The organism is Burkholderia sp. SRS-W-2-2016 (assembly GCF_001931485.1).
Lineage (GTDB): Bacteria > Pseudomonadota > Gammaproteobacteria > Burkholderiales > Burkholderiaceae > Paraburkholderia.
Map to the genome: position 1 here is coordinate 108,017 of NZ_MSDV01000019.1, position 25,862 is coordinate 133,878.

General features: G+C 66.5%; 24 protein-coding genes. 18 read left to right on the forward strand and 6 right to left on the reverse strand.

The features are described 5' to 3' along the window. The first annotated feature begins 201 nt into the window (after nt 1-201). On the forward strand, nt 202-1,716 hold the full coding sequence (locus tag BTH42_RS06935) for a diguanylate cyclase (RefSeq protein ID WP_083654684.1): 1,515 nt from the start codon (nt 202-204) through the stop codon (nt 1,714-1,716). A gap of 135 nt (nt 1,717-1,851) precedes the next feature. Here BTH42_RS06935 and BTH42_RS06940 read toward each other — a convergent pair whose 3' ends face one another. From BTH42_RS06940 to BTH42_RS06950, 3 genes are all read right to left on the reverse strand, one after another. Further along, nucleotides 1,852-3,015 carry a VTT domain-containing protein gene (locus BTH42_RS06940; RefSeq protein ID WP_075297235.1) on the reverse strand — a complete coding sequence of 388 codons (1,164 nt, stop codon included), beginning with the start codon at nt 3,013-3,015 and terminating at the stop codon, nt 1,852-1,854. A gap of 79 nt (nt 3,016-3,094) precedes the next feature. Beyond that, nucleotides 3,095-3,733, reverse strand: a complete 639-nt coding sequence (folE, locus tag BTH42_RS06945) for a GTP cyclohydrolase I FolE (RefSeq protein WP_075297237.1) — start codon at nt 3,731-3,733, stop codon at nt 3,095-3,097. Nucleotides 3,734-3,851: 118 nt separating this feature from the next. Next, nucleotides 3,852-4,781, reverse strand: coding sequence for a LysR family transcriptional regulator (locus tag BTH42_RS06950; protein ID WP_075297239.1), 930 nt, complete (start codon nt 4,779-4,781; stop codon nt 3,852-3,854). Nucleotides 4,782-5,254: 473 nt separating this feature from the next. On the opposite strand from BTH42_RS06950, the gene BTH42_RS06955 reads away from it, so the two are divergent. Together BTH42_RS06955 and BTH42_RS06960 are read left to right on the forward strand one after the other, a co-directional pair. Further along, the gene (locus tag BTH42_RS06955; RefSeq protein ID WP_075297241.1) at nt 5,255-5,962 is read left to right on the forward strand and encodes a 3-oxoacid CoA-transferase subunit A; all 708 of its coding nucleotides are present in this window, start codon (nt 5,255-5,257) and stop codon (nt 5,960-5,962) included. A gap of 13 nt (nt 5,963-5,975) precedes the next feature. Continuing rightward, nucleotides 5,976-6,635 carry a 3-oxoacid CoA-transferase subunit B gene (locus BTH42_RS06960; RefSeq protein ID WP_075297243.1) on the forward strand — a complete coding sequence of 220 codons (660 nt, stop codon included), beginning with the start codon at nt 5,976-5,978 and terminating at the stop codon, nt 6,633-6,635. A 101-nt stretch (nt 6,636-6,736) separates the two neighbouring features. On the opposite strand, the gene BTH42_RS06965 is transcribed toward BTH42_RS06960, so the two are convergent. Beyond that, a complete protein-coding gene (locus tag BTH42_RS06965; RefSeq protein ID WP_075297245.1) occupies nt 6,737-6,943 on the reverse strand; it encodes a hypothetical protein in 207 nt (68 codons plus the stop codon). On the opposite strand from BTH42_RS06965, the gene BTH42_RS06970 reads away from it, so the two are divergent. The 3 genes from BTH42_RS06970 to pcaC are packed head-to-tail and all read left to right on the forward strand — an operon-like array spanning nt 6,942 to nt 9,525. Beyond that, on the forward strand, nt 6,942-8,321 hold the full coding sequence (locus tag BTH42_RS06970) for a 3-carboxy-cis,cis-muconate cycloisomerase (RefSeq protein ID WP_075297247.1): 1,380 nt from the start codon (nt 6,942-6,944) through the stop codon (nt 8,319-8,321). The two genes, BTH42_RS06965 and BTH42_RS06970, sit on opposite strands and share 2 nt — an antisense overlap. Nucleotides 8,322-8,326: 5 nt before the next feature. After that, on the forward strand, nt 8,327-9,118 hold the full coding sequence (pcaD, locus tag BTH42_RS06975; protein ID WP_075297249.1) for a 3-oxoadipate enol-lactonase: 792 nt from the start codon (nt 8,327-8,329) through the stop codon (nt 9,116-9,118). Beyond that, the gene (gene pcaC / locus BTH42_RS06980; RefSeq protein WP_075297251.1) at nt 9,118-9,525 is read left to right on the forward strand and encodes a 4-carboxymuconolactone decarboxylase; all 408 of its coding nucleotides are present in this window, start codon (nt 9,118-9,120) and stop codon (nt 9,523-9,525) included. The genes pcaD and pcaC overlap by 1 nt, the downstream gene beginning before the upstream one ends. Before the next feature lie 73 nt (nt 9,526-9,598). Here the strand turns inward: pcaC and BTH42_RS06985 are convergent, their stop codons facing one another. After that, nucleotides 9,599-10,282, reverse strand: a complete 684-nt coding sequence (locus BTH42_RS06985; protein WP_075297253.1) for a TetR/AcrR family transcriptional regulator — start codon at nt 10,280-10,282, stop codon at nt 9,599-9,601. Between the two features lie 317 nt (nt 10,283-10,599). Between BTH42_RS06985 and BTH42_RS06990 the strand changes: the two genes are divergently transcribed. The 11 genes from BTH42_RS06990 to BTH42_RS07040 all read left to right on the forward strand — a co-directional run bounded on the left by BTH42_RS06990 (nt 10,600) and on the right by BTH42_RS07040 (nt 24,816). Next, nucleotides 10,600-12,192, forward strand: coding sequence for a 6-hydroxynicotinate reductase (locus tag BTH42_RS06990; protein ID WP_075297255.1), 1,593 nt, complete (start codon nt 10,600-10,602; stop codon nt 12,190-12,192). A 43-nt stretch (nt 12,193-12,235) separates the two neighbouring features. Next, nucleotides 12,236-13,180, forward strand: a complete 945-nt coding sequence (locus tag BTH42_RS06995) for a UPF0280 family protein (RefSeq protein WP_075297257.1) — start codon at nt 12,236-12,238, stop codon at nt 13,178-13,180. After that, nucleotides 13,156-13,746 (forward strand): amino acid synthesis family protein, encoded by a 591-nt coding sequence (locus BTH42_RS07000; RefSeq protein WP_075297259.1) that lies wholly within the window; start codon nt 13,156-13,158, stop codon nt 13,744-13,746. Before BTH42_RS06995 ends, BTH42_RS07000 begins: the two co-directional genes overlap by 25 nt. A 66-nt stretch (nt 13,747-13,812) precedes the next feature. Beyond that, the gene (locus BTH42_RS07005) at nt 13,813-14,397 is read left to right on the forward strand and encodes an amino acid synthesis family protein (RefSeq protein ID WP_075297261.1); all 585 of its coding nucleotides are present in this window, start codon (nt 13,813-13,815) and stop codon (nt 14,395-14,397) included. Between the two features lie 173 nt (nt 14,398-14,570). Beyond that, complete coding sequence (locus tag BTH42_RS07010) at nt 14,571-16,520, forward strand: ABC transporter permease (protein ID WP_075297852.1); 1,950 nt, start codon at nt 14,571-14,573, stop codon at nt 16,518-16,520. Beyond that, complete coding sequence (locus BTH42_RS07015; RefSeq protein WP_075297263.1) at nt 16,517-17,344, forward strand: ABC transporter ATP-binding protein; 828 nt, start codon at nt 16,517-16,519, stop codon at nt 17,342-17,344. Before BTH42_RS07010 ends, BTH42_RS07015 begins: the two co-directional genes overlap by 4 nt. Next, entirely contained in the window at nt 17,341-18,054 is a 714-nt protein-coding gene (locus tag BTH42_RS07020) for an ABC transporter ATP-binding protein (protein WP_075297265.1), read from the forward strand. Before BTH42_RS07015 ends, BTH42_RS07020 begins: the two co-directional genes overlap by 4 nt. Nucleotides 18,055-18,091: 37 nt before the next feature. Further along, nucleotides 18,092-19,291, forward strand: a complete 1,200-nt coding sequence (locus BTH42_RS07025) for an amidohydrolase family protein (RefSeq protein ID WP_075297267.1) — start codon at nt 18,092-18,094, stop codon at nt 19,289-19,291. A gap of 31 nt (nt 19,292-19,322) precedes the next feature. Beyond that, a complete protein-coding gene (locus tag BTH42_RS07030) occupies nt 19,323-19,835 on the forward strand; it encodes a (2Fe-2S)-binding protein (protein ID WP_143751999.1) in 513 nt (170 codons plus the stop codon). Further along, nucleotides 19,832-23,536 carry a molybdopterin cofactor-binding domain-containing protein gene (locus BTH42_RS07035; protein ID WP_075297271.1) on the forward strand — a complete coding sequence of 1,235 codons (3,705 nt, stop codon included), beginning with the start codon at nt 19,832-19,834 and terminating at the stop codon, nt 23,534-23,536. Before BTH42_RS07030 ends, BTH42_RS07035 begins: the two co-directional genes overlap by 4 nt. A 71-nt stretch (nt 23,537-23,607) precedes the next feature. Continuing rightward, complete coding sequence (locus tag BTH42_RS07040) at nt 23,608-24,816, forward strand: ABC transporter substrate-binding protein (RefSeq protein ID WP_075297273.1); 1,209 nt, start codon at nt 23,608-23,610, stop codon at nt 24,814-24,816. Nucleotides 24,817-24,881: 65 nt separating this feature from the next. Here BTH42_RS07040 and BTH42_RS07045 read toward each other — a convergent pair whose 3' ends face one another. Next, nucleotides 24,882-25,133, reverse strand: coding sequence for a hypothetical protein (locus BTH42_RS07045; protein ID WP_075297275.1), 252 nt, complete (start codon nt 25,131-25,133; stop codon nt 24,882-24,884). A gap of 196 nt (nt 25,134-25,329) precedes the next feature. On the opposite strand from BTH42_RS07045, the gene BTH42_RS07050 reads away from it, so the two are divergent. Beyond that, nucleotides 25,330-25,854 (forward strand): DUF6496 domain-containing protein, encoded by a 525-nt coding sequence (locus BTH42_RS07050; protein ID WP_075297277.1) that lies wholly within the window; start codon nt 25,330-25,332, stop codon nt 25,852-25,854. Nucleotides 25,855-25,862: the final 8 nt, after the last annotated feature.

Sequence of the window (25,862 nt, forward strand, 5' to 3'; positions counted from 1 at the left end):
GCGGGAATGCGCGCCCGGCGCCAGAGCAACGAAACGAACGAAACAAGCGAAGCGAACGACGCGAACAAAAAGGGGAGCCACGTCGGGCCGCGACGCTGGTGACAGAAAAATCGTCCGCACAAGGAGGCGATCGGCGTGGTACAGCAAACGCATCGGGGACGTTGCCGCGTGCGAGCGATCTGGCATCGGCTCAGAGCCGGCATGGTCCGCCATGTCAGCGACTGGCCGTGGCTCGCGGGGATCGCCGGCACGCTGGTCGCGACCGCGATGGCCGGCCTGACGCTTGCCACGCTGAACGCCGGCCGCCGCGACGCGCTCGAACATGCGCGCCAGACCTCGCAAAACCTCGTATCGATCATATCGATGGATCTCGCGCGCAATGTCGAGATCTACGACCTGTCGTTGCAAGCGATGGTGGACGGCGCGCGCGATCCGCGAATGCAGAGCCTGCCGGCCGCGCTGCGGCGCGCGATGCTGTTCGATCGCGCGACCACCGCCGCGTATCTCGGCGGTGCGTATCTGCTCGGCGCGGACGGCACGGTGAGCGCCGCGCAGAACGATACGGTCGATCCGTCGGTTCATCTGGACGACCGCGATTATTTCCAGGCGCAACAGCGCAATCCCGCGACGGGCCTTTATTTCTCGCATCCGTTCCGCTCGCGGCTGCGCGGCGAGAAGTTATCGGTGGCGCTGACGCGGCGCATCGACGATGCGCAGGGCCGCTTCGCCGGCGTCGCGCTGCTGGCGATTCGCATCGAGTACTTCGAACATCTGCTCGCGCAGATCGATACCGGCCGCAAGGGCTCGGTGTTTATCGTGATGAAAGACGGCACGCTGCTCGCGCGCAAGCCGTTCGACGAGCACGAGGTCGGCGCGAGCGTCGCCGGTTCGCCGACTTTCCGCACGATGGCCACGCATGATTCGGGCACCTATGTAGCGACCGCGACGATCGATGGCGTGCGTCGTATGTACACCTATGCACATGTACCCGGCACGCCGCTGATCGCGGTGGTCGCGCCCGCGCTCGACGACGTGCTCGCGCCGTGGCGGCAGCGCAGCGATCTGGCCGGCGCGCTGACGGTCGCGTTCGGCGGCGTGTTCGTGGTGGTGTCGTGGCTGCTCGCGTTTGCGTTGCGCGACAAGCAGCGCGCGCAGTCCGCGTTGATGCGCCTCGCCGCCACCGATCCGCTGACCCGCCTGAGCAATCGCCGCGTGCTCGACCAGCGGCTCGGCGAAGAATGGCGGCGCGCGCAACGCGAGCAGAAACCGCTGTCGGTGCTGTTTATCGATATCGATCACTTCAAGCGTTTCAACGATACGTATGGCCATGCGAGCGGCGACGAGGCGCTGATCGCGGTGGCCGCCCGCATTGCATCGGTGGCGCGGCGCTCGGTCGATCTGGTCGCGCGCTACGGCGGCGAAGAGTTCGCGGTGGTGTTGCCGGACACGACGGCGCAGCGCGCGTTCGAGATCGGCGAACGGATTCGCCGCGAGGTGGAAGGCAAGGTGGTGGTCGTGCGCGGAGCCGAGGCCGGAATCACGCTGACCGTCAGTGTCGGTTGCGCGACGGCGACGCCCACGCGCAAGCAGCGCGGCGGCGCGGCCGCGTTGCTCGCCGAGGCCGACCGGCAACTGTATATCGCGAAGGAGCAGGGGCGTAATCGGACCAGCTCGGCGCAGTGGCGCGAGCCGGTCGAGCAGGGCGCGTCGGGCTGAGTAGTTCGCGCTGGTCAGTCGTTACCGTGAGCGGGGGCCGCTGCCGCACGCCGCACGCGCACGCCGCGCGCTTCAAGCCGCACGCCTCACGCCGCCCGCCGCGCGCTTCAAGCCGCCCGCCGCACTCCGCGCGCTTCACGCGCGCCGCCCGCTGCGCGGCGCGAAGCCGCGTAACGTCACCGCGCCCTGGGTCGCGTCGCGCAACCACGGCGCCGCCTGGTTGGCGGTCGCGTCGTTCGCCGCGGCCGGCAGGCCGACCGGAAAGCCGCGCCGTTGCCACGCATCGAGCCCGCCGCGCAGCGCGCGAATCCGCGTATAGCCGTTGCCGCGCATCCGTTGCGACACTTCGGCCGCGGTCGTGTTGTCCGGGCAGATGCAGTAAATCACCATGTCATGCGTGCGCAGCGCGCCGTCGAGTTGCTCGGGACTATGCGGATCGAGCGCGAGCGCGCCGGGGAAATAGCGCTGCAGTTCGACGAGCGGCGCGTCGGGGCGCGTATCGAGCACACGCGACGGCGCGATGCGGCCAATCGGGCCGAAGCGGCCCCAGCGCCCCGCGCCGGGGAACGCGGCCGGCAGCGCGGCTAGCGGCGCTGCTTCGTCCGGCGCGGCCGGCAGCGGCCCGCGATACGGCGCCGCGACCGGCGCCGGCGCGCCCAGCATCGGCGCGCCGCGCCGCGCGGCGGCCAATGCCCGCAGACGCCGCTGGCGATGGCGCTGATACAGCCGGTAACCCAGATAGATGAGCGCGACGCCGACCAGCATATCGGCGAGCGTGCCGCCGCGCGCGACCACGAACTCGCGCAGCATATGCAGTTCGCGTTCGACCGCCGCGCCGCCGAGCAGCCACACGCTCGCCCATGCGAGCACGCTGGCGAGCTCCCACAGCGCGTAGATACGGATATCGACGGCGGTCGTGCCCATCAGCGGCGGCGTGATCAGCCCGAGCCCGGGCACGAACTTCGAGACCGACACGAGCGGCACGCCATAGCGCTCGAATAGCGAGCGCGCCATGTCCAGCTTCGCGTCGACGGCCGGCGACAGGCGGCCGAGCCACGCCAGCAGCGTGCGTCCATACAGACGGCCGGCGGCGAACCACGTGCCGTCGCCGATCAGCGCGCCGAGCATCGCCGCGCCGAGAATCGGCCAGAACGACAGCGTGCCGGCGGCGATCGCGGAGCCCGCGAACAGCAGCACCGGCACGGCCGGAATCGGCACGCCGAGGCGGGTCAGCAGAACATTCGCAAAGACGATCGCGCTGCCCCAGCTGGCAACCGCCGACGTCGGAAACTCGAGCAATTGACGCGCTCCTGTTGCTGCGGTTGAACCGGCGGTTGAGCCGGCATCGAGCCGGCGCTGCCAGTGCGCTCAGGTGCGCTCAGGTATTGGGCACCGCCATCACGCCGGGACTGCCGACGATCGACAGAAACTCGCGCCGCGTCGACGGATCGCTGCGGAACGTGCCGATCATCCGCGAGGTGACCATCGTCACGCCGGCCTTGTGCACGCCGCGCGTCGACATGCACTGGTGCGCCGCTTCGAGAATCACGCCGACGCCGGCCGGTTGCAGCACGTCGTTCAGCGTATCGGCGATCTGCACCGTCATCTTTTCCTGGATCTGCAGCCGCTTCGCGAACGCATCGACCAGCCGCGCGAGTTTCGAGATGCCGACCACCCGGTGATTCGGCAGATACGCGACGTGCGCGCGGCCGATGATCGGCACCATATGGTGTTCGCAATAGCTTTCGAAGCGGATGTCCTTCAGCACGATCATTTCGTCGTAGCCGTCCACTTCGGAGAAGGTGCGCGCGAGGATCTCGCGCGGGTCGGTCTGGTAGCCCGCGAAGAACTCCTCGTACGCGCGCACCACACGCGCCGGCGTATCGATCAGGCCTTCGCGCTTCGGGTCGTCGCCGGCCCAGCGCAACAGCACGCGCACGGCCGCCTCGGCTTCGTCGCGGCTCGGACGTTCGACGGCCGCTGCGGGTTTGGTTTTCTTTGCCTTGCTGCTGGTCATGCGTCGCTCCTTCTGGATCGCGCGCCGACGCTGCGGATTGCGCGCGGGGTCAGTAACTGATTCGGCCATTGTTCCATGTTTTTGCGTCGCGGGGTGCCGCTGCGCTTTGCGGCGTTGCCTACTTCGGCCACTCGTCGAGCGCATCGTTGAACAGCTCGGCGACCACGCCGCGCAGCCAGCCGCCGCGCGGATCGTTATGAAACTTGCGATGCCAGTGCTGGCGCAGATCGAAGCGCGGCAACGGCAGCGGCGGTTCGACCAGCGTGATCGACGCATGCTCGGACACGTAAGCGAAGCCGATCGCGTGCGGGACCGTGGCGAGCAGATCGGTGCGCGCGAGGATAAACGGCAGGCTCATGAAGTGCGGCGTCTCAAGCACCGCGCGGCGCTTGATGCGCTTTTTCTCCAGATATTGTTCGAGCACTTCCTGGCTGCGGCCCTCGGCGCGCACCACTGCGTGCCCGGACGCGACGTACTGGTCGAGCGTCAACGGTGCTTTGGCGAGCGGATGGCCGCTGCGCATCAGGCAGATGAAACGGTGGGTGAACAGCCGCTGCTGGAAGAAGTTGGTGCCCGCCAGATCGGGGAAGTAGCCGACCGCCAGATCGACGTCGCCCGATTCGAGCCCGCGTTCGACCTGCGCGGGCGACAAGGACACCGAGCGCAGATTCGCATTCGGCGCGCGCTCCGCGAAGAGCTGCAACAGCCGCGGCAGAAACACGATCTCGCCGACGTCGGAGAGCGCGATCGAAAACGTATGGGTGCTGGTCGCCGGATCGAAGTCCTGCACATCGAGCATGCCTTTTTCGATCCGCAGCAGCGCGTCGCGCGCGGCCGGCAGAATCGCCAGCGCGCGCGGCGTCGGCTCCATTCCTTTCGAGGTGCGCACGAACAGCGGGTCGTCGAAGTATTCGCGCAGCCGGCCGAGCGCGGTGCTCACGCGCGGCTGGCTGACGCCCAGTTGTTCGGCCGCGCGGCTCACGTTGCGGGTGTCTTCCATCGCGACCAGGTAGGGGATCAGATTAAGATCCAGGGATGTCTCGGACATGCTTGTTATGTTTGGGCAGGGCAAGCGGGCAGGCAAATGGCCGCAGCGCCGTTATCGCTGAACGTTATAAAGCCTAGGTGAAAAATCGCCCGTCAGCATAGTGGGATTTGCCGTAGCCGGCTTTTTCGCGCGCAACTGGGCACACCTCGCAGAGCACGCCCCGGCGCACGCTGGCTCCCTCCGGCCGTCTTTTGACGCCTATCATGAAGGGGGTTTTCCTGCCTTGACAAGCCGGCCGCTGCGCAACCATAATCGCCGCAGCGTTCGCTAAACGAATCACTGTTCATATGCCGAACTTTTTGGCTATATCGAGCAACCCGGTGGTGAACCAACCGAAGGCGCCAGCCCGCTTCGCATCGCGCGAGCCGTCGCCAGCATTGCCCGGAGCCTGTTTCCGCGCGAGCCTTGCCGCGAGCCTGATCGGTGAGGGCTGTCAGCCCTACGGCACGTAGCGCCCCCAAAGGAAATTCGACATGATCAACAAGATTTTCGAGACACTTCAATCGGCGGTCGCCGATGTCCACGACGGCGCGACCGTCATGATCGGCGGCTTCGGCACGGCCGGCATGCCGTCCGAGCTGATCGACGCGCTGATCGAGCAGGGCGCGCGCGACCTGACCATCGTCAACAACAACGCAGGTAACGGCGACATCGGCCTCGCGGCGCTGCTCAAAGCGAAGCGCGTGCGCAAGATCATCTGCTCGTTCCCGCGTCAGACCGATTCGTATGTGTTCGACGCGCTCTATCGCGCCGGCGAAATCGAACTCGAACTCGTGCCGCAAGGCAACCTCGCCGAGCGCATCCGCGCGGCGGGCGCCGGCATCGGCGGCTTCTTCACGCCGACCGCGTACGGCACCAAGCTGGCCGAAGGCAAGGAAACGCGCCTGATCGACGGCAAGCACTATGTGCTCGAAGCGCCGCTGCACGCCGACTTCGCGCTGATCAAGGCGTACAAGGGCGACCGCTGGGGCAACCTGACCTATCGCAAGACCGCGCGTAACTTCGGCCCGATCATGGCGAGCGCCGCGAAGACCGCGATCGTCCAGGTGTCGCAAGTGGTGCCGCTCGGCGCGCTCGATCCGGAAGTGATCGTCACGCCCGGCATCTTCGTGCAACGCGTGATCGAAGTGCCGCAAGCGGCACATGCCCCGGCGCCGAACCCTCACGACGCCGCTGCCTGAACCGGAGACCGACATGAAAAAACTGACCCGCGACGAAATGGCCAAGCGCGTTGCCCAGGACATCCCTGAAGGCGCGTACGTGAACCTCGGCATCGGCGTGCCGACGCTGGTGGCGAACCACCTCGGCGCCGACAAGGAAATCTTCCTGCACAGCGAAAACGGTCTGCTCGGCATGGGCCCGGCACCGGCGAAGGGCGAGGAAGACGACGAACTGATCAACGCCGGCAAGCAGCACGTCACGCTGCTGACGGGCGGCGCGTTCTTCCATCACGCGGATTCGTTCGCGATGATGCGCGGCGGCCACCTCGACTTCTGCGTGCTCGGCGCGTTCCAGGTGTCGGCCAAGGGCGACCTCGCGAACTGGCACACCGGCGCACCGGATGCGATTCCGGCGGTCGGCGGCGCGATGGACCTCGCGATCGGCGCGAAGCAGGTGTACGTGATGATGGAACACCTGACCAAGCAGGGCGAAAGCAAGATCACCGCCGAATGCTCGTACCCGGTCACCGGGATCGGCTGCGTGACCCGTATCTATACGGACCTCGCGATGATCGACGTGACGAAGCAGGGCCTCGTCGTGCGCGAGATCTTCACGGATATCGGCTTCGACGAACTGCAGAAGCTGACCGGCGTGCCGATGACCGACGGCTCGCAGGCGGCAAACGCGGCCTGATAGCCGCGGTATTGCTGCTGTATTCCCGCTGTATTTCCGCTGTACCCACGCGACGCGCAGCGCGTCGCGTCCAGGCCAGCGCCGATGAGACTACGGTCTCGTCAGCGCTGGCCTGGTAACTTCGGCGACGTGCCGGACGTGTTTTGGCGCACAATATGCAGCCATGAACGCGGCACCGGCGCCGCCGTGCTGTAACGAGCGAGCGCGCGATGCAGCTTCACGCCGCGATAGCGCGAAGCCGCGCAGCGTGATCCGCCGCGCCGCTCCTTCACTTCCGCTTTCCCCGATTCCTCGAAGATCGTCACCATGCTCGACTCCAGCGCCCGTCTGACCGGCCTTCTCTGCGGCACACAGCCGATGAACGATATCTGGTCGCCGCATGCCACGCTGCAGCGGATGCTCGACGTCGAAGCCGCGCTCGCGCGCGCTTCGGCTGCCCACCAGGTGATTCCCGCCGCCGCGGTGCCCGCGATCGAAGCGGCCTGCCAGGCCGACCAGCTCGATGCCGACGCGCTCGCGCGCGACGCCGCGCTCGGCGGCAACCTCGCGATTCCGCTGGTCAAGCAACTGACCGCGCGCGTGAAGGCAGCCGATGCCGAAGCCGGCAAATACGTGCACTGGGGCGCCACCAGCCAGGACATCATCGATACCGCGACGGTGCTGCAACTGCGCGACACCTTCGATCTGCTCGACACTAACCTGCAAGCCACCTGCGATGCGGTCGCGAAACTCGCGGCCGCCCATCGCGCGACGCCGATGATCGGCCGCACGTGGCTGCAACAGGCGCTGCCTATCACGCTCGGCCTGAAGTTCGCGCAATGGCTCGACGCGCTGCTGCGTCATCGCGAGCGCCTCGAAGAACTGCGCGCGCGCGTGCTGGTGCTGCAATTCGGCGGCGCCGCCGGCACGCTCGCGAGTCTGCGCGACGCGGCTCCGCAGGTCACTCAATCGCTCGCCAAAGAACTCGGCCTCGCGCTGCCGACGCTGCCGTGGCACACGCAGCGCGACCGCATCGCCGAAACCGCGTCTTTGTTCGGCATGCTGATCGGTACGCTCGGCAAGATCGCGCGCGACGTGTCGCTGCAAATGCAAACCGAAATCGACGAACTCGCCGAGCCCGCCGCGGCCGGCAAGGGCGGTTCGTCGACGATGCCGCACAAGCGCAACCCGGTCGGCTGCGCGGCCGTGCTGACCGCCGCGACGCGGGCGCCGGGGCTGGTCGCCACCGTGTTCGCCGGCATGGTGCAGGAACACGAGCGCGCGCTCGGCGGCTGGCAGGCCGAATGGGACGCGCTGCCGGACCTCGCGCGTCTGGCCGGCGGCGCGCTCGCGAATATCGAACAGATCGCCGCGGGCCTGAACGTGAACGTCGCGCGCCTCGCGAAGAATCTCGACGTCACGCGCGGGCTGATTCTCGGCGAAGCGGTGATGCTCGCGCTCGGCGACAGCATCGGCCGGCTCGACGCGCATCATCTGGTCGAGCGCGCCTCGAAGGCGGCGATCGCCGAAGGCAAGACGCTGTATGACGTGCTTGCCGCCGATCCCGCGGTGACCCAGCATCTTTCGTCTGAGCGTCTGAAGCAACTGCTCGATCCCGCTCAATACGTCGGCCAGGCGCACGCATATGTCGACGCCGCGCTGGCGCTTCACACCTCGCGCGCGCAGCGCGCCCATTCCAAGGAGTAACCGGCATGCCCTACGCCGCAGTCAACGGCACCGAGCTTCACTATCGTATCGACGGCGATCGTCATGGCCACGCGCCGTGGCTCGTGCTGTCGAATTCGCTCGGCAGCGATATGTCCATGTGGACGCCGCAGGTCGCGGCGCTCTCGAAGCACTTCCGCGTGCTGCGCTACGACACCCGTGGCCACGGCCATTCGGAAGCGCCGAAGGGTCCGTACACGATCGAGCAGCTGACCGGCGACGTGCTCGGCCTGATGGACACGCTGAAGATTTCGCGCGCGCATTTCTGCGGGCTGTCGATGGGCGGCCTGACCGGCATCGCACTGGCCGCGCGTCATAGCGACCGCTTCGACCGTGTCGTGCTGTGCAACACCGCGGCGCGTATCGGTTCGCCGGAAGTGTGGGTGCCGCGCGCCGCGAAGGCCCGCAACGAAGGGATGCTGTCGCTCGCCGACGCGGTGCTGCCGCGCTGGTTCACGGCCGAGTTCATCGAACGCGAGCCGGTCGTGCTGGCAATGATCCGCGACGTGTTCGTGCATACCGATAAGGATGGCTACGCATCGAACTGCGACGCGATCGACGCGGCCGACCTGCGCCCCGAAACGCCGGGCATCAAGCTGCCGGCGCTGGTGATCAGCGGTACTCACGATCTGGCCGCGACGCCGGCGCAAGGCCGCGAACTCGCGCAGTCGATTCCGGGCGCGCGCTACGTCGAACTCGACGCGTCGCATATCTCGAACATCGAAAAGGTCGACGAATTCACGAAGACCGTGATCGACTTCCTGACGGAGACGAAATAATGAACGACGAAGACCGTTACGAAGCCGGGATCGCGGTGCGCCGCGCGGTGCTGGGCAGCGCGCACGTCGACCGTTCGCTCGCGAACCGCACCGAGCTGACCACGGAATTCCAGAACCTGATCAGCCGCTATGCATGGGGCGAAATCTGGACCCGCGAAGGTCTGCCGCGTCATACGCGCAGCCTGCTGACCATTGCGATGATGGTCGCGCTCAATCGCAGCGAGGAACTCGCGCTGCACCTGCGCGCCGCGAAGAACAACGGCGTGACGCGCGATCAGATCAAGGAAGTGCTGATGCAGACCGCGATCTATTGCGGCGTGCCGGCGGCGAACTCGGCGTTCCACCTGGCCGACAAGCTGTTCCGTGAGGACGATGCGGCGGCTGCCGCTGCTGCTGAGAAGCCGTAAGGGCTGGTTGCGGTAGTTTTACTGCTGCTGCATTCGAAAAACGCGCGACGGAAAATTTCCGTCGCGCGTTTTTTTATGCGGTCGCCTCGCTGACCGGCACCTGCACACACACCGCGCGCCGCACGGTCTCCTTGATCACCTCGCGCCAATGCGCGAGCGCCGCCTTGTCCATCATCGGTTCGCCGAGAAACGCGCCGAGCGTGTACTGATTGGCGTTATAGAAATAGCCGAGCGACGCGATCATCAGATACACGTCGCGCGCCGCGATATCGTCGCGAAACACCTGCTGCGCGCGGCCCGCTTCGAGCAGCTTCTGCACCACCGAAATCGCGTAGCCGGAAATCTCCTTCAGCTTCACCGACTTCTTCGCATGCTTGCCCTGATGCAGGTTTTCGCTCGACAGCAGCGTGACGAATTCCGGGTGATCGAGGTAGTACTGCCAGACGAATTCGACCATCTGTTCGAGCCCGTGCACCGGATCGGCGAGGTCGAGATCGAGTTTGCTTTCCGCCTCGTTGAACTGCGTATAGATCGTCTCCAGTACTTCGATAAACAACTGCTCCTTGCTGCCGAAGTAGTAGTAGATCATCCGGTCGTGCGAGCGCGCGGCCTTCGAAATGCTTTCGATACGGCCGCTCGCATAACCCTGCTTCGCGAATACCTTGATAGCCGCTTTCAGCAGTTTCGCGCGGGTGTCCTGCGCCTGTTTCGCGCGGATGCCGGGGGCGCCCGGTTTGCGGACGGCGGTAGGACTCATGGCGGTGTCGGATCTCCGGTCACGAAGTTTTTTTCTGCGTTGCTCGGGCTGGCTTCAACGCTTGACCACGGCGGCTTGCGGATGAATCGCGCGGGCCGATGCCGCGTTGCAGCATCGCGCCGGCCGATGGAAAAGCCGTTGCGCAGTCGTTTTTGATCGAGTAGATTTCACTCACGTTTGGTGTAGAAGATACTACATGAACGGTTAGTGGCCGCAACATGAAAATGTGCGGCCCGCGCGAAAAGGCCCTGAAACAGCGGCGTTTCGCGGACCGGGTAGCACCCGCCATTGCTTGTGATGTCGTACGGAACCCCACGATGACAGAACATACGAAGGTCGATTTCGGTGCCGACAGCGTCGATCGCGATACCGCGTCGACGCCGGGGCCGACCGTGCTCGAAAAGTCGGCGCCGCGCAGCGAGCGGATGGCGTCGAACAAGATCGAATGCAATGCATGTCCGGTGCTGTGCCAGATTTCCGACGGGCGCACCGGCGCGTGCGACCGCTATGCGAATGCGGATGGAAGGCTGATTCGCGTCGATCCGGTCGTGTTTCTGTCGCGTGCGGCGGCGCTGCCGGATGCGGGCGGTGATGATGCGGCTATCGCGTTCGGCGCAGCAAGCGCCACCCCCGACAACGCCGAAGAACCCGCGCTATTCGTCACCGGCGTCGGCGCGTCGTCCACCTATCCCGACTACAAACCCGCGCCATTTATCGTCGCGTCGAAACTCGACGACGTCGATATGGTCACCGTCGTCACCGAAGGCATCTTCAGCTATTGCAGTTTCAAGGTGAAGATCGACACCGATCGCTTTCTCGGCCCCGAACAGGCGAACGTGCGCTGCAACGGCGAGATTGTCGGCCACGTGACCACCGCCGAATACGGCTCGCAAATGCTGAGCCTCGGCGGCGTCCATCATCTGACCGGCGGCAGCAAGAAAGAAGGCCGCGTGACGTGCGACATGATGCTCGCGCTCGGCAACAAGGAAGCGGTGGAATTGAGCATCGACGGCGGCGCGGGGCTGGTGATTCGCGCGGGCGCGGCGCCGATTGTCGATGGCGTCGAGGAGCAGCGGATGCGGGTCGGTTGCGGATCGGCGACGATCGGCATCTTCGCGAAGCAATGGTTCGGGCACGTGGACGAAGTGGTGGTGGTCGACGATCACATCACCGGCGTGCTGACCGAGCATCAGGCGGGGCGCTGTCTCGGCATGACGCGCTCGGGCCTGAAAATTCGCGGCCGCAAATCGACGCCGGGCCGCTATTTTCAGGTGGCGAACCCGGGCACCGGCTGGGGCGGCACCGATATTCAGGACCCGCTAGCCATTGTCGAAGGCTTCGATCCGGCCGTCGCGAAACCGGGAATGCGCGTGCTGATGGTGTCGACAACCGGCGAGCATGCGCAATGGTATGAACTCGACGAGCAACTCGTGCCGCGGATCGCAGAGATGCCGGACGCGGTGCGCCGCACGGTCGAGCGGATCGGCGAGAACTGCGAGCCGTCGCTGGCCACCGTGCTGTTTCTCGGCGGTGCGGGCGGCAGTCTGCGCGCGGGCGCGACCGAAAATCCGGTGCTGCTCACGCGCGCGATCAAGCGCAAACTCGTGAACGTCACCTGCGGCGGCGCGCCGGCCTATGTGTGGCCGGGCGGCGGCATCACCGTGATGGTCGACGTGACGCGAATGCCCGATCGTTCGTTCGGCACGGTGCCGACGCCCGCGATCGTCGCGCCGATCGAATTCACGATGGCGTACGACACCTATTGCGATCTCGGCGGCCACGTCGATGCGGTGCGCTCGTTGCAGAGCGTGCTCGCGAACGGGCCGACCCATGCGGATGGCGCGCCGCTCGCGCGCCGCACGCTGGCGCGCGATCCGGACAATCCGTGGCCGGCGGTGTTGCCTGCTTAAGCATCCTGACTAAATGTTGTGAACCCACAAACACGCGAACCCGATGACCCCCACCCGCAACCGGCTCGACGAACATCGCTGGCATTGGCAGCACGGGCCGATCGATCTGATCGTCGGCGCGCAGGGCGAGCTGCGCGCGCTGCAAGCTGCGTATGAGGCGGCCTGGGAGCGCTTCGGGGATGTGTTGCAGGAACTGGTCGGTGAATTAAAAGTGCTGCGGCAGCCGGTGCAAACAGCGGCTGCGTTGCACGACTGTCCGCTGCAAGGGACGGTTGCGCGGCGGATGTGGCACGCGTGTTATCCGCATCGCGCGCGTTTTATCACGCCGATGGCGGCGGTCGCGGGCAGCGTCGCCGACGAACTGATCGGCGCATTCGCGCGGGACGGTATCGAGCGCGCGTTCATCAACAACGGCGGCGATATCGCGCTGTATCTGAGCGACGGGCCGCGCTACAAGGTCGGCGTATTCGCGGACCTCGCGCAATACCAGCCGGGTTCGCGTTTCGCGCAAGACCCGGCGCTCGACGCTCACCTGACGTTAGACGCAAGCCAACCAGTTCGCGGCATCGCGACAAGCGGCTGGCGCGGCCGCAGCTTCAGCCTCGGCATCGCCGATAGCGTGACCGTACTCGCACGCGATGCCGCGAGCGCCGACGCCGCCGCGACGATGATCGCGAACGCAGTCGATCTCGACCATGCGGGGATCGTGCGGCGGCCGGCATCGTCGCTGAAAGACGATAGCGATCTCGGCGACCTGCTGGTGACCGTCGACGTCCCCGCGCTGCCGCTGCCGCTAATCGATTTCGCGCTGGCACGCGGCGTCGAGCGCGCGCGACGGCTGCGCGAGCAGGGTTTGATCGAAGGCGCCGCGCTGTTTCTGCAAGGACAGGTGCGCGTAACCGGCATCGACGAAACCGAAGCGCGACCCGACACGGTCCGCGCTTCACTGACAACGGAGGCTCCGTGTTCGAAATACGCCGCGTGCTGACGCACGTCGAAGATATCTTCCACGAGTTCGGCCCCGCGCCCGCGCAGCCATTGCGACGCGGCGCGATTGCCGCGGTGATGACCAATCCGTTCGCGGGGCGCTACGAAGCGGACATCGCGCCCGCGATGGAAGCGCTGAAGCCGATCGGCTTCGACATGGCGCAGCGGCTGCTTAGCGCGATGGCGGTCCCGCACGCATCGATCGAAAGCTATGGCAAAGGCGCGATCGTCGGCGCGCACGGCGAACTCGAACATGGCGCGCTGTGGCACGTGCCCGGCGGCTACGCGATGCGCGAGCTGCTGGAAAAGCATGGTGTGCCGACCAACGCGATCGTGCCGTCGACGAAAAAAGTCGGCGCGCCGTCCACCGCGCTCGACGTGCCGCTCACGCATGTGAACGCGAGCTACGTGCGCAGCCATTTCGACGCGCTCGAAGTGCGCGTGCCGGGCGCGCCGGCCGCCGACGAGATCGTCTACATCCTCGTGATGAGCACCGGGCAGCGCGTGCATGCGCGGGTCGGCGGGCTCGCGAAAGAAGCGATCGCCGGCAAGGACGGATTGCGCTGAAACCCACCCGGGCCAACAGCAAAGCACAGCAGCACAACAGCACAACATCGAACTCGGAGAGCGCAAATGGCAATCAGGCTTCGCAAGCTGGTCGTACAGGTCGACGAAACGCGTATAGAAATGGGCCAGACGATCGAGCCGCCCGCGCGCCGCGCGGTGGCGATCGCGGTGATCGACAATCCGTATGCGGGCCGCTACGAAGCGAAGCTCGACGCGCTGATCGAAGCGGGTGAGGAGTTGGGCGCGCTGCTCGGCAAGCGCTGCGTCGAAGCGCTCGGCATCGCGCCGGGCGAAGCGCAGAGTTACGGCAAGGCCGCGATCGTCGGCGAGGCGGGCGAACTCGAACACGCGGCCGCGATCCTGCATCCGAAGCTCGGCGCGCCGCTGCGCGCGGCGGTCGAGAAGGGCGCGGCGCTGGTGCCGTCGGCGAAGAAGATGGGCACGCTCGGCACCGCGATCGACGTGCCGCTCGGCCACAAGGACGCCGCGTTCGTGCGCAGCCATTTCGACGCGATCGAAGCGCGCGTCGCCGATGCGCCGCGCGCCAACGAAATCGTCGTCGCGGTCGCGGTGACCGCGTCGGGCCGGCCGCTGCCGCGTATCGGCGGTTTGCAGGTCGGCGAGATCAAAGGCGAGGACGGCTTGCGGTAAAGCGGGCCCGCGCTTTTTGCACCGCTTGTTGCACGGGATGTTTCGCTGGTAGTGTCCTGCCGTTGCCGCGGGCGCGCATGGTGCCGGCTGCGTCGCAACGTCTGCCGAGCGGGCCGAAATACGCGCGGCGTGTCGTACAGGACGCGCCGTTCAGCAAGCCGCCGAGGATCACGATGCTTTCGAATCTGCTGGTACAACTGGTCAATGGACTCGCCGACGCGTCGACGCTGTTTCTGGTCGCCGCCGGTTTGTCGTTGATCTTCGGCGTCACGCGTATCGTCAACTTTGCGCACGGCTCGTTCTATATGTTCGGGATCTACGTCGCGTACAGCATCGCGAGCCGCTATGGGCAGACCACGGGCGGCTTCTGGCTGTCGGTGCTGGCCGCCGCGCTGGCGGTCGCGGTGCTCGGCGCGCTGGTCGAGATCGTCGTGTTGCGGCGAATCTATCAGGCACCCGAACTATTTCATCTGCTCGCCACCTTCGCGCTGGTGCTGATCTTTCGCGACGCCGCGCTATGGCTGTGGGGGCCCGACGATCTGTTCGGCCCGCGCGCGCCGCATCTGGCCGGCGCGGTCCAGTTCCTCGGCCATCCGCTGCCGACCTACGATATCGCGCTGATCGTGATCGGCCCGCTGGTGTTGCTGCTGCTGTGGTACGCGCTGACGCGCACCCGCTGGGGCACGCTGGTGCGCGCGGCGACCCAGGATCGCGAGATGCTCGGCGCGCTCGGCATCAACCAGGCGTGGCTGTTTACCGGGGTGTTTTTCGTCGGCGCGTTTCTCGCCGGACTCGGCGGCGCGCTGCAAGGGCCGCGCATGTCGGCCAATCTGTCGCTCGATCTGGAGACGATCGGCAATGCGTTCGTCGTCGTCGTGGTCGGCGGAATGGGCTCGATTCCGGGCGCGTTCGTCGCCGCGCTGCTGATCGCGGAGATCAAGGCGCTGTGTATCGGCATCGGACACGTGACGATTTTCGGCATCGGTTTGTCGTTGAGCCGCTTTACGCTGGTCGCGGAATTCGTCGTGATGGCGATCGTGCTGGTGGTGCGACCGTGGGGGCTGCTCGGCCGCGCGAGCGCCGCGGTGCGTGCGATGGGTGCGCCGGAAGCGCCGTTGCGGCCGGCAGGCAAGCGGCTCAAATGGCTTGCCGCGTTCGTGCTGCTGGTGCTGCTGCTCGCGCCGCTCGCGGCCAATGCGTTCCCGTATATGCCGGTGCTGCTGGTCGAAATCCTGATCGCGGTGCTGTTCGCGGCGAGCCTGCATTTCATCATGGGCCCGGGCGGGATGCACTCGTTCGGCCATGCCGCGTACTTCGGACTCGGCGCATACGGCGCGGCGCTGTTCCTGAAGGTGCTGAATTTGCCGATGGAAGCGGCGCTCGTGCTCGGCCCATTGCTCGCGGTGCTTGGCGCGCTGGTGTTCGGCTGGTTCTGCGTGCGGCTATCCGGCGTCTATCTCGCGATGCTGACGCTCGCGTTCGCGCAGATCGTCTGGTCGGTCGTATTCCAGTGGGACGACGTGACCGGCGGCAGCAATGGCGTGCTTGGCTTATGGCCGTCGAACTGGCTGTCGTCGCCGGTCGCGTTCTATTACCTGACGCTCGTGTGTGCGGTGCTCGGCGTGTGGCTGCTGCGGCGCATGTTGTTCTCGCCGCTCGGCTACGCGATGCGGGCGTCGCGCGATTCCGCATTGCGCGCCGAAGCAATCGGTATCGATGTAAAGCGCGTGCAGTGGGCGTCGTTCGTGATCGCGGCGGTGTTCTGCGGACTCGCCGGCTCGTTGTACGCGTTCTCGAAGGGCAATATCTCGCCGGAAGTGATCAGCGTCAGCCGTTCGGTCGACGGTCTCGTGATGGTGCTGCTCGGCGGCATCCAGACGCTCAGTGGACCGATTGTCGGCGCGGCGGTGTTCACCTGGTTGCAGGATACGGTCGCGCGTCAGACCGATTACTGGCAGGCGCTGCTCGGCTTCGCGATCCTGCTGCTGGTGATCGCGTTTCCGCAGGGCATCGTCGGCTTTGTCCGCGAGCGCTTCGGCGACGCGAACGCCGATCAGGCCGATAAAACCAATGGCGGCGCCGCGTCGTCGCAACCGGCCGGCGCGGTCAAGGAGGGACTATGAGCCTGCTGCGCGTAAGCGGTCTGTCGCGATCGTTCGGAGGACTGAAGGCGGTCGACGACGTTTCGTTCGATCTCGAAGCCGGTCAATTGCTGGCCTTGCTCGGGCCGAACGGCGCCGGCAAGTCCACCTGTTTCAACATGGTGAACGGGCAGTTGGCGCCGTCGTCGGGTTCGATCCGGCTCGACGGTGATGAGCTGGTCGGAATGAAGCCGCGCGATATCTGGCGGCGCGGCGTCGGCCGCACGTTCCAGATCGCCGCGACGTTCAACTCGATGACGGTGCTCGAAAACGTGCAGATGGCGCTGGTATCGCGCGAGAAAAAGACCTTCGGGCTATGGAAGCCGGCCGGCTCGCGCTATGCGGACGAAGCGTTCGCGCTGCTCGAACAGGTCGGCATGGGCGCGCACGCGAACCGCGCGTGCGGGGTGCTCGCCTATGGCGACGTAAAGCGCGTCGAACTCGCAATTGCACTCGCGAACCGCCCGAAGCTGCTGCTGATGGATGAACCGACCGCCGGCATGGCGCCGAAGGAGCGCAACGAATTGATGGCGTTGACCAAACGTCTGGTGACCGGGCACAAGATCGGCGTGCTGTTCACCGAACACAGCATGGACGTGGTGTTCGCCTACGCGGACCGGATGATCGTGCTCGCGCGCGGCAAGCTGATCGCCGAGGGCGACGCGGACACGATCCGCAACGACGCGCGCGTGCAGGAAGTCTATTTCGGCACCGGCAAGACATTCAAGCCGCACGCGCCGCTGCACGACACGGCGGGCGGCGCGCAAGATTCGTCGCACGATGCGGCGCGGGGGAGCGTGCAATGAACGAGCCGATGCTGAAAGTCTCCGGCCTCAACGCGTTCTATGGCCGCGCGCATATTCTGTTCGACGTCGGCCTCGAAGTCGGCCGCGGCGAAGTGGTCGCGCTGATGGGCCGCAACGGCGCCGGCAAATCGACCACGATGAAAGCGCTAATGGGCCTGCTGCCGCGCCGCCACGGCGAGGTCATGTTTCGCGGCCAGAACATCGGCACTCTTGCGCCGTACAAGATCGCGCGGATGGGCATCGGCTTCGTGCCCGAGGACCGCCGCGTGTTCGCGGACCTGACGGTGATGGAGAACCTCGACACCGGCCGCCAGCCGCCGCGCGAAGGCGCGCCGCAATGGACCCCGGAAAAACTGTTTCGCCTCTTTCCGAATCTCGGCGAAATGCCCAGGCGCCCCGGCGGCCAGATGAGCGGCGGCGAGCAGCAGATGCTGACCGTGTCGCGCACGCTGATGGGCAATCCGTATCTGGTGCTGCTCGATGAACCGTCGGAAGGCGTCGCGCCGGTGATCGTCGAGCAGATGGCAAACATGATTCTCGAACTGAAGCGCGAAGGGCTGTCCATTCTGTTGTCCGAACAGAATCTGCACTTCGCCGAGCTGGTCAGCGACCGCGCGTATGTGCTCGAAAAAGGGCAGATCCGTTTCAGCGGCACGATCGGCGAACTCGCACGGAACGAAACAGTGAGGCGCGCTTATCTGAGCGTGTAAATCCATCCGGTAGTAGTCGTGGCGAAAGGAGAGGCAGATGGCGGCAGAGACGTTGACAGGCTTGTCGGGCAAGGTCGCGGTAACCAACATCGGGCTGCTGTTGTCGGGCGATATCGACCGGCCGATTCTGGACGCGGACACGCTGGTGATCGACGACGGCATCATCGTCGCGGTCGGTAAGGAAAAGGATTGCGATCTCGAAGGCGCGCGTACCACGGTCGATTGCAAGGGCACGACGGTCGCGCCGGGGCTGATCGATTCGCACGTGCATCCGGTGTTCGGCGACTGGACCCCGCGCCAGAATCAGCTCGGCTGGATCGAGTCGAATCTGAACGGCGGCGTGACGACGATGATCTCGGCCGGCGAAGTGCATTTGCCTGGTCGTCCGAAAGACGTGCTCGGCGTGAAGGCACTCGCGATTACCGCGCAGCGTTCGTTCGACGGGATGCGCGCGGCGGGCGTCGGCGGCGGCGTGAAGGTGCTGGCCGGCGCGCCGGTGATCGAAAAGGGGATGGTCGAGCAGGACTTCAAGGAGTTGTCGGAAGCGGGCGTGAAGCTGCTCGGCGAAGTCGGTCTCGGCAGCGTGAAGGGCGGCGAGGAAGCGCAGCAGATGGTCGCGTGGGCGCGCAAGTATGGGATTCAGAGCACGATTCATACGGGCGGTCCGTCGATTCCGGGCTCCGGTCTGATCGATCGCGATGTCGTGCTCGCGGCGGATGCCGACGTGATCGGCCACGTCAACGGCGGTCATACGTCGCTGTCGTACCGGCATGTCTGCGATCTGTGCGAGCAGTCGACTCGCGCGCTCGAAATCGTTCACAACGGCAACGAGCGGATCGCGCTGCTGACCGCGCGCCATGCGATCGAATTGAAGTGTCCGCACCGGATCATTCTCGGCACCGATAGCCCGGCCGGCTCCGGCGTGCAGCCGCTCGGCATTCTGCGGATGATCGCGCTGATTTCGAGTCTCGCCGACGTGCCCGCCGAAATCGCATTCTGCTTCGCGACCGGCAACACCGCGCGCCAACGCAATCTGCGCCAGGGGCTGATCGAAGTGGGCCGTCCGGCCGACCTCGTATTCATGGACCGCGCGCAGCATACGGCCGCCGATACGCTGCTCGAAAGCGTGCAGCTTGGCGATATTCCGGGCGTCGGGATGGTGATGATCGACGGCCACATCCGTTGCCGGCGCAGCCGTAATACGCCGCCGGCGACCGAAGTGCCGGTGGTGCTGTGACCGCGGCACGTCACGCGATACCGCGCTCATGCTGAACCGCCCCGCGCAACTGGTGCTGAACGTGAACGGCGCGACGCACGTGGTCAGTGCGTCGGCGCGCACGCCGCTGCTGTACCTGCTGCGCAACGACCTCGCGCTGAATGGCCCGAAGTTCGGCTGCGGTCTCGGCGAATGCGGCGCCTGCACGGTGCTGCTCGATGGCGTGCCGACGCGCGCGTGCGTGACCACCGCCGAAGTCGCGCTCGGCCACGAAATCACCACGCTCGAAGGGCTCGGCACGCGCACCGCGTTGCATCCGGTGCAGCAGGCGTTTATCGATGAACAGGCCGCGCAATGCGGTTACTGCCTGAACGGCATGATCATGACGGCGACCGCTTTGCTGCAACGCGATCCGCATCCGGATCTCGCGACGATCCAGCGCGAACTGTCGCGCAATCTGTGCCGCTGCGGCACTCATGTCGAGATCGTGCGCGCGGTGCGGCGCGCGGCCGAATTGCTGGCCGCGCAAGCCGATGCCGATGCGCACGACGGAGCGCGCGTATGACGGGCCCGGACTTCAGCGTCGATCGACGCGGTGCGCCGCCGTCGCGCAAGCAGTTGTACGACGCGCACAGCGTGCTGATCGTCGCGCGGCCGCCGCAGGCGCCGGCCAAAGCCGCGCCCGGTCAGCCCGGTTCGCGCTCGTCGTTCGTGCCGACCGATGCCGATCTGTTTCTGGTCGTGCGCGACGACGGCAGCGTGGTCGCGTTCAACGGTCACGTCGATCTCGGCACCGGGATCGGCACCGCGCTCGCGCAGATCGTCGCGGAAGAACTCGATGTGCCGCTTACCCGCGTGTCGATCGTGCTCGGCCATACCGGCGAGGCGCCGAACCAGGGGCCGACGATCGCCAGCGCGACGATCCAGATCAGCGCGGTGCCTCTAAGGCAGGCGGCCGCGCAGGCGCGGCAGTATCTGTTGAAGGAAGCGGCCGCGCGGCTGGGTGTGAAGGTTGAAGATCTCGGTGTGCGGGACGGCCGCGTGTTTGCGCGCACCGGCGAGGGTGACCCGGCGCAAGGGATTCACTACGCAGACCTGATCAAAGGACGGCGCGTCGAACTGCTGCTCGCGAACGATGCGCCGTTGAAGCCGCCGCACGATTACCGGATCGTCGGCAAGAGCGCGCCGCGCATCGATATTCCGGCGAAGGCGACCGGTGAGCTGAGTTTCGTGCATGACGTGCGGGTGCCGGGCATGCTGCATGGACGCGTCGTGCGGCCGCCGTATGCGGGCGTCGCGCAGGGCGAGTTCATCGGCAATAGCCTGCTTGAAGTGAACGAAGCGTCGATTCGCGATCTGCCCGGCGTCGTCCAGGTCGTGGTGATTCGCGATTTCGTCGGCATCGTCGCCGAGCGCGAGGAGATCGCGCAGCAGGCGGCGCAGCGGCTCGACGTGCGCTGGAAAACGGTGGACGGCTTGCCGCCGCTCGATACCAGCGAGCAGGTCGAAGCGGCATTGCGTGCGAATCCGGCGAAGCGGCGCGATCTGGTGATCGAAGGCGATGTCGATAAGGCGCTTGCACAAGACCCCGCGCGTACGCTCGAACGCACCTACGTATGGCCGTTCCAGTTGCATGCATCGATTGGGCCGTCATGCGCGGTGGCGGATTTTCGCGGCAGCGGTGACAACAACAACGGCGCCGGCTCCACGCTAAAAATCTGGTCCGGCACGCAGAACCCGCATTCGCTGCGCGCCGACCTCGCGCTGCTGATGGCGCTCGACGAAGCGCGCATCGAGATCGTGCGAATGGACGCGGCCGGCTGCTACGGCCGCAATTGCGCGGACGATGTCGCCGCCGACGCGGCGCTGCTATCGCGTGCGGTAGGCAGCCCGGTGCGCGTGCAACTGTCGCGCGAGGACGAGCACGCGTGGGAGCCGAAAGGCGCCGCGCAACTGATGGACGTGCGCGGCGCGTTGACCGCCGAAGGAGAACTGGCGGCCTACGATTTCGCGACCCGCTACCCGTCGAACGATGCGCCGACGCTCGCGCTGCTGCTGACCGGCATGCTGCCCGCGCAGCCGCAGGTGTTCGAAATGGGCGACCGCACCGCGGTGCCGCCGTACGACTACAGCAGCATGCGGGTGGTCTGCGACGACACGCCGCCGATCGTGCGCGCCGCGTGGCTGCGCGGTGTGTCCGCGTTGCCGAACACGTTCGCGCACGAGTCGTTTATCGACGAACTCGCGGAGCAGGCTGGCGTCGATCCGGTCGAATTTCGCCTCAAGCATCTGACCGATCCGCGCGCGATCGACCTCGTTAAAGCGGTCGCGGAAAAGGCGGGCTGGGAAGCGCGCGAACCGGCGTTCAAAACGCGCGGCAACGAAGGCGGCAACGAAGGCGGCAACGAAGCGGGCGAAGAAAACCCCGACATCGCCCGCGGCCGCGGCATCGCGTACGCCCGCTACGTACACAGCAAATTCCCCGGCTTCGGCGCCGCGTGGTCCGCATGGGTCGCCGATATCGAAGTGAACCGCAAGAGCGGCGAACTGGCGGTCACGCGCGTGGTGGTCGGCCAGGACAACGGCACCACGGTCAATCCGGACGGCGTACGCCACCAGATTCACGGCAACGTGATTCAGGCCACCAGCCGCGCGCTGAAGGAGCAGGTCAGCTTCGGCGGCAACGCGGTGACGAGCCAGGAGTGGGGCGCGTATCCGATCCTGACGTTCCGCGAAGTGCCGGTGATCGACGTCGTGATCATGCCGCGCCACGGCGAGCCGCCGATGGGCGCCGGCGAATCCGCGTCGCTGCCCGGCGCGGCGGCGATTGCGAACGCACTGTACGACGCGACCGGCGTGCGCTTTCGCCGTCCGCCGTTCACGCCGGAAAAGATTCGCGCGGCGCTCGCCGATGCGCAGGCCGAGGACGCGGCTGCCGCGCGCCGCAAACAACGCCGCCGACGCGGGTTTTTCGGGCTGCTGGCGGCGGGCGCCGCGGGCGCGGCCGGGTGGTTAGGCGCCCTGACTTTCGCGTCGGTGCCGGCCACGCCGCTCGCGCCGATCGCGCCGCCGCTCGCGAGCGCATTCGCGCCGGAACTGGTCGCGCGCGGCAAGCTGCTCGCGTCGCTCGGCAATTGCGCGGTCTGCCATACCGCGCCGAACGGCGTGCCGAATGCCGGCGGCAAGGCGCTCGCGACGCCGTTCGGCACCGTCTACAGCACCAATCTGACGCCCGACGGCCTGACCGGCATCGGCACCTGGTCGCTCGACGCATTCTTGCGCGCGATGCGGCATGGTATTAGCCGCGACGGTCATCGGCTGTATCCGGCGTTTCCGTACACGTCGTTCCAGAATATTTCGGACGACGATCTTCATGCGCTGTACGCGTATCTGATGTCGCAAACGCCGGTGCGCAGCCGGCCGCCGGAAACGAAGCTGGCGTTTCCCTTCAGCGTGCGGCCATTGATGGCCGCATGGAACGGGATGTTTTTGCAGCGCACCGCGTTCAGCGCGAATCCCGCGCAAAACGCGCAATGGAATCGCGGCGCGTACCTGGTGAACGGCCTCGGCCATTGCAGCGCGTGCCACTCGCCGCGCAACGCGTTCGGCGCCGAAAAGAGCGGCGCCGCGTTCATGGGCGGCGGCCTCGCGGAGGGCTGGGAAGCGCCGGCGCTGTCGTCGCTGTCGAATGCGCCGGTGCCGTGGAGCGAGGACGAACTGTTCAGCTATCTGCGCACCGGTCACGCGCCGCTGCACGGCGTCGCGGCCGGGCCGATGGCGCCGGTGATCGGCGATCTCGCGACGCTGCCCGACAGCGATATTCGCGCGATGGCCGTCTATCTCGCGTCGCTCAATCCGCTGGAGCCGAACGCCGATCCGGCCGCGACCGCGCGCGAATTCGAACGCGCGAGCACGCCGGCCCGTGCGCCGGTGACGGCCGGCGCGCGCCTGTTCGACGGCGCCTGCGCGGCCTGCCATCACACCGGCAGCGGACCGCAGCTGTTCGGCGCGCATCCGTCGCTGGCGCTCAATACGAACCTGCACGGCGCCACGCCGGACAACCTGATCCGGGTGATTCTGGATGGGATCGACTCGCCTGCGCGGCCCGAACTCGGTACGATGCCGGCTTACCGCGACAGTTTCAACGACGCGCAGCTTGCCGAGCTGGTGTCGTATCTGCGCACGCAATTCGCGGGCGGCAAGCCGGCGTGGCAGGACGTCGCCGCCAGCGTGGCGCGCATCCGCGCCGAGCCGCGCGAACCCTGAAGCACTGACGCGCCGCAGGCCGCACGCCCGCCCGATAAAAACCAGCAATCCTTCTGATAACGGAGAAACGCATGACCACGCGCGCAGGATGGATCTCTCGCCTCATGGTGTCGACCGTGTGCTCGTTCGCCGCGCTCGGCGCGAGCGCCCAGCAGACCATCAAGATCGGCGAGATCAACAGCTACAAGGCGCAGCCCGCCTTTCTCGGGCCTTACAAAAACGGCTGGAATCTGGCGCTCGAACAGATCAACGCATCCGGCGGCGTGCTCGGCAAGCAGCTCGAAGTCGTATCGCGCGACGACAACGGCAACCCGGGCGACACCGTTCGCGTCGCGCAGGAGCTGATCGCGCGCGAGCAGGTGCAGCTGCTGTTCGGCGGTTTCCTGTCGAATACCGGCCTCGCGCTCGCCGATTTCTCGAAGCAGAAGAAGATTTTCTTCCTCGCCGCCGAGCCGCTGACCGACAAGATCGTCTGGGCCGATGGCAACAAATACACGTACCGTCTGCGGCCTTCCACCTATATGCAGGTCGCAATGCTGGTGCCGGAAGCGGCCAAGCTGAAGAAAAAGCGCTGGGCGCTGGTGTATCCGAACTACGAGTACGGGCAATCGGCGGTCGCGACCTTCAAGAAGCTGCTGACCGCCGCGCAGCCGGACGTGCAGTTCGTCGTCGAACAGGCGACGCCGCTCGGCAGCGTCGATGCCGGCGCGGTCACCCAGGCGATCGCCGATGCGAAGCCCGATGCGATCTTCAACGTGCTGTTCGGCGCGGACCTCGGCAAGTTCGTCCGCGAGGGCAATACGCGGGGCCTGTTCAAGGATCGCGCGGTGGTCTCGCTGCTGACCGGCGAGCCCGACTATCTCGATCCGCTCGGCGCCGAAGCGCCGACCGGCTGGATCGTGACCGGCTACCCGTGGTATTCGATCGATACGCCGGCCAACAAGAAATTCGTCCAGGCGTATCAGGCCAAATATCACGACTATCCGCGCCTCGGTTCGGTGGTCGGCTATTCGGCGTTGATGTCGATTGCGGACGGGATCAGGAAGGCCGGCTCGACCGATCCGGATAAACTGGCCGCCGCGTTCAAGGGGCTCAACGTCGAGACGCCGTTCGGGCCGATCGCCTACCGCGCGCAGGACAACCAGTCGACGATGGGCGCGTATGTCGGCGTGACCGGCGTGAAGGACGGCAAGGGCGTGATGACGTCGTACCGGTATATCGACGGCGCGAGCGTGCAGCCGTCGGATGCCGAAGTGAAGAAGCTGCGGCCGGCGGATTGACGCGTGGTTCGCTTGGGGGCTCGCGCGGGGTGACACCCGCGCGCTGTCACTCCCGTAAAAACTTTCTACTCCTCCGCGTCGTGCTCGGTGACAAAGCGCCTTAGATAAGCGAGCACGGCGGCTTCCATCGCGCGATGATCGGCGGTGCTTTTCGAGCCCGCGTTTTCCTCGTCGCCGAACAGCGTGGACGGCGCGTTGTGCACGTCCACTTCCTGCCCCTCGCGAAACACGCGAATCTCGTGCACGTCCTCCGCGTATTCGGCGACCCAGTGCACGCCCTCGATATGCGCTCCCGCGCGAACGTTAGCAATCTTCATGAGTTCTCTCCGATGCAGGGCGGTCGGGGCGGACCCTGCGCCGCCCGTTGTTCTCCACCATACGCCGTCGCGCGGCTGTGCGCGAGTCCCGTCGCGCCGGCCGCGCCGCCTGCATGAAGTCGAGTGCGATTCGCACTGCGAACCCGGCACGGCCGTTGCTGAATGGAAAGTCCACAGCCACAACCGGAGAACTGTCATGCCAGAGCAGAAAACCCTGAAGCGTGCCGCGGCCGATAAGCGTGCCGGCAAGTCGGCAAGTACTCAAGCGGGAGAGTTCGTGAAGGAGCAGGTCGACAAGGTGCGCGCCGGCAAACACGGCGTGCGCTCGCCGAAGCAGGCGATTGCGATCGGGCTGTCCGAGGCGCGCCGCGCGGGCGTCGATGTGAAACCGCGGAAGAAGGGCGCGACGAGCGAGGCGACCCGCCAGAAAGCGCAGAAGGACAGCGCCGCCGGCAAGCACGACGGCGCCGCGAAGAAAACCGCGAGCAAGGAGTCGAGCGCGAAGCGCTCGCGTGTCGCGACCAGCGTGCTGAAGCGCGAGAGCAAGGCGGGCGCGTCGCCGGAAGCGATGTCGAAGCAGGCGAAGTCGGCGGCGGCCAAGCGGCCCGCGGCGAGCCGTTCGGCGGCGGCTAAAAAGGCGGCGGCCACCAAGGGCGCGGCCGGTCGCTCGGCGGCCGCGAAGAAGGCCGCGCAGACGCGGGCGTCGCGCGCGCATCACTAAGGAAAACG

Bases quoted from the DNA above. Each gene is read 5' to 3' on its own strand.
- BTH42_RS06935 (WP_083654684.1), top strand. From the start codon at position 202: ATGGTCCGCCATGTCAGCGACTGGCCGTGGCTCGCGGGGATCGCCGGC.
- folE (WP_075297237.1), bottom strand. From the start codon at position 3,733: ATGACCAGCAGCAAGGCAAAGAAAACCAAACCCGCAGCGGCCGTCGAA.
- BTH42_RS06950 (WP_075297239.1), bottom strand. From the start codon at position 4,781: ATGTCCGAGACATCCCTGGATCTTAATCTGATCCCCTACCTGGTCGCG.
- BTH42_RS06955 (WP_075297241.1), top strand. From the start codon at position 5,255: ATGATCAACAAGATTTTCGAGACACTTCAATCGGCGGTCGCCGATGTC.
- BTH42_RS06960 (WP_075297243.1), top strand. From the start codon at position 5,976: ATGAAAAAACTGACCCGCGACGAAATGGCCAAGCGCGTTGCCCAGGAC.
- BTH42_RS06970 (WP_075297247.1), top strand. From the start codon at position 6,942: ATGCTCGACTCCAGCGCCCGTCTGACCGGCCTTCTCTGCGGCACACAG.
- BTH42_RS06965 (WP_075297245.1), bottom strand. From the start codon at position 6,943: ATGGTGACGATCTTCGAGGAATCGGGGAAAGCGGAAGTGAAGGAGCGG.
- pcaD (WP_075297249.1), top strand. From the start codon at position 8,327: ATGCCCTACGCCGCAGTCAACGGCACCGAGCTTCACTATCGTATCGAC.
- pcaC (WP_075297251.1), top strand. From the start codon at position 9,118: ATGAACGACGAAGACCGTTACGAAGCCGGGATCGCGGTGCGCCGCGCG.
- BTH42_RS06985 (WP_075297253.1), bottom strand. From the start codon at position 10,282: ATGAGTCCTACCGCCGTCCGCAAACCGGGCGCCCCCGGCATCCGCGCG.
- BTH42_RS06990 (WP_075297255.1), top strand. From the start codon at position 10,600: ATGACAGAACATACGAAGGTCGATTTCGGTGCCGACAGCGTCGATCGC.
- BTH42_RS06995 (WP_075297257.1), top strand. From the start codon at position 12,236: ATGACCCCCACCCGCAACCGGCTCGACGAACATCGCTGGCATTGGCAG.
- BTH42_RS07005 (WP_075297261.1), top strand. From the start codon at position 13,813: ATGGCAATCAGGCTTCGCAAGCTGGTCGTACAGGTCGACGAAACGCGT.
- BTH42_RS07010 (WP_075297852.1), top strand. From the start codon at position 14,571: ATGCTTTCGAATCTGCTGGTACAACTGGTCAATGGACTCGCCGACGCG.
- BTH42_RS07015 (WP_075297263.1), top strand. From the start codon at position 16,517: ATGAGCCTGCTGCGCGTAAGCGGTCTGTCGCGATCGTTCGGAGGACTG.
- BTH42_RS07020 (WP_075297265.1), top strand. From the start codon at position 17,341: ATGAACGAGCCGATGCTGAAAGTCTCCGGCCTCAACGCGTTCTATGGC.
- BTH42_RS07025 (WP_075297267.1), top strand. From the start codon at position 18,092: ATGGCGGCAGAGACGTTGACAGGCTTGTCGGGCAAGGTCGCGGTAACC.
- BTH42_RS07035 (WP_075297271.1), top strand. From the start codon at position 19,832: ATGACGGGCCCGGACTTCAGCGTCGATCGACGCGGTGCGCCGCCGTCG.
- BTH42_RS07040 (WP_075297273.1), top strand. From the start codon at position 23,608: ATGACCACGCGCGCAGGATGGATCTCTCGCCTCATGGTGTCGACCGTG.
- BTH42_RS07045 (WP_075297275.1), bottom strand. From the start codon at position 25,133: ATGAAGATTGCTAACGTTCGCGCGGGAGCGCATATCGAGGGCGTGCAC.
- BTH42_RS07050 (WP_075297277.1), top strand. From the start codon at position 25,330: ATGCCAGAGCAGAAAACCCTGAAGCGTGCCGCGGCCGATAAGCGTGCC.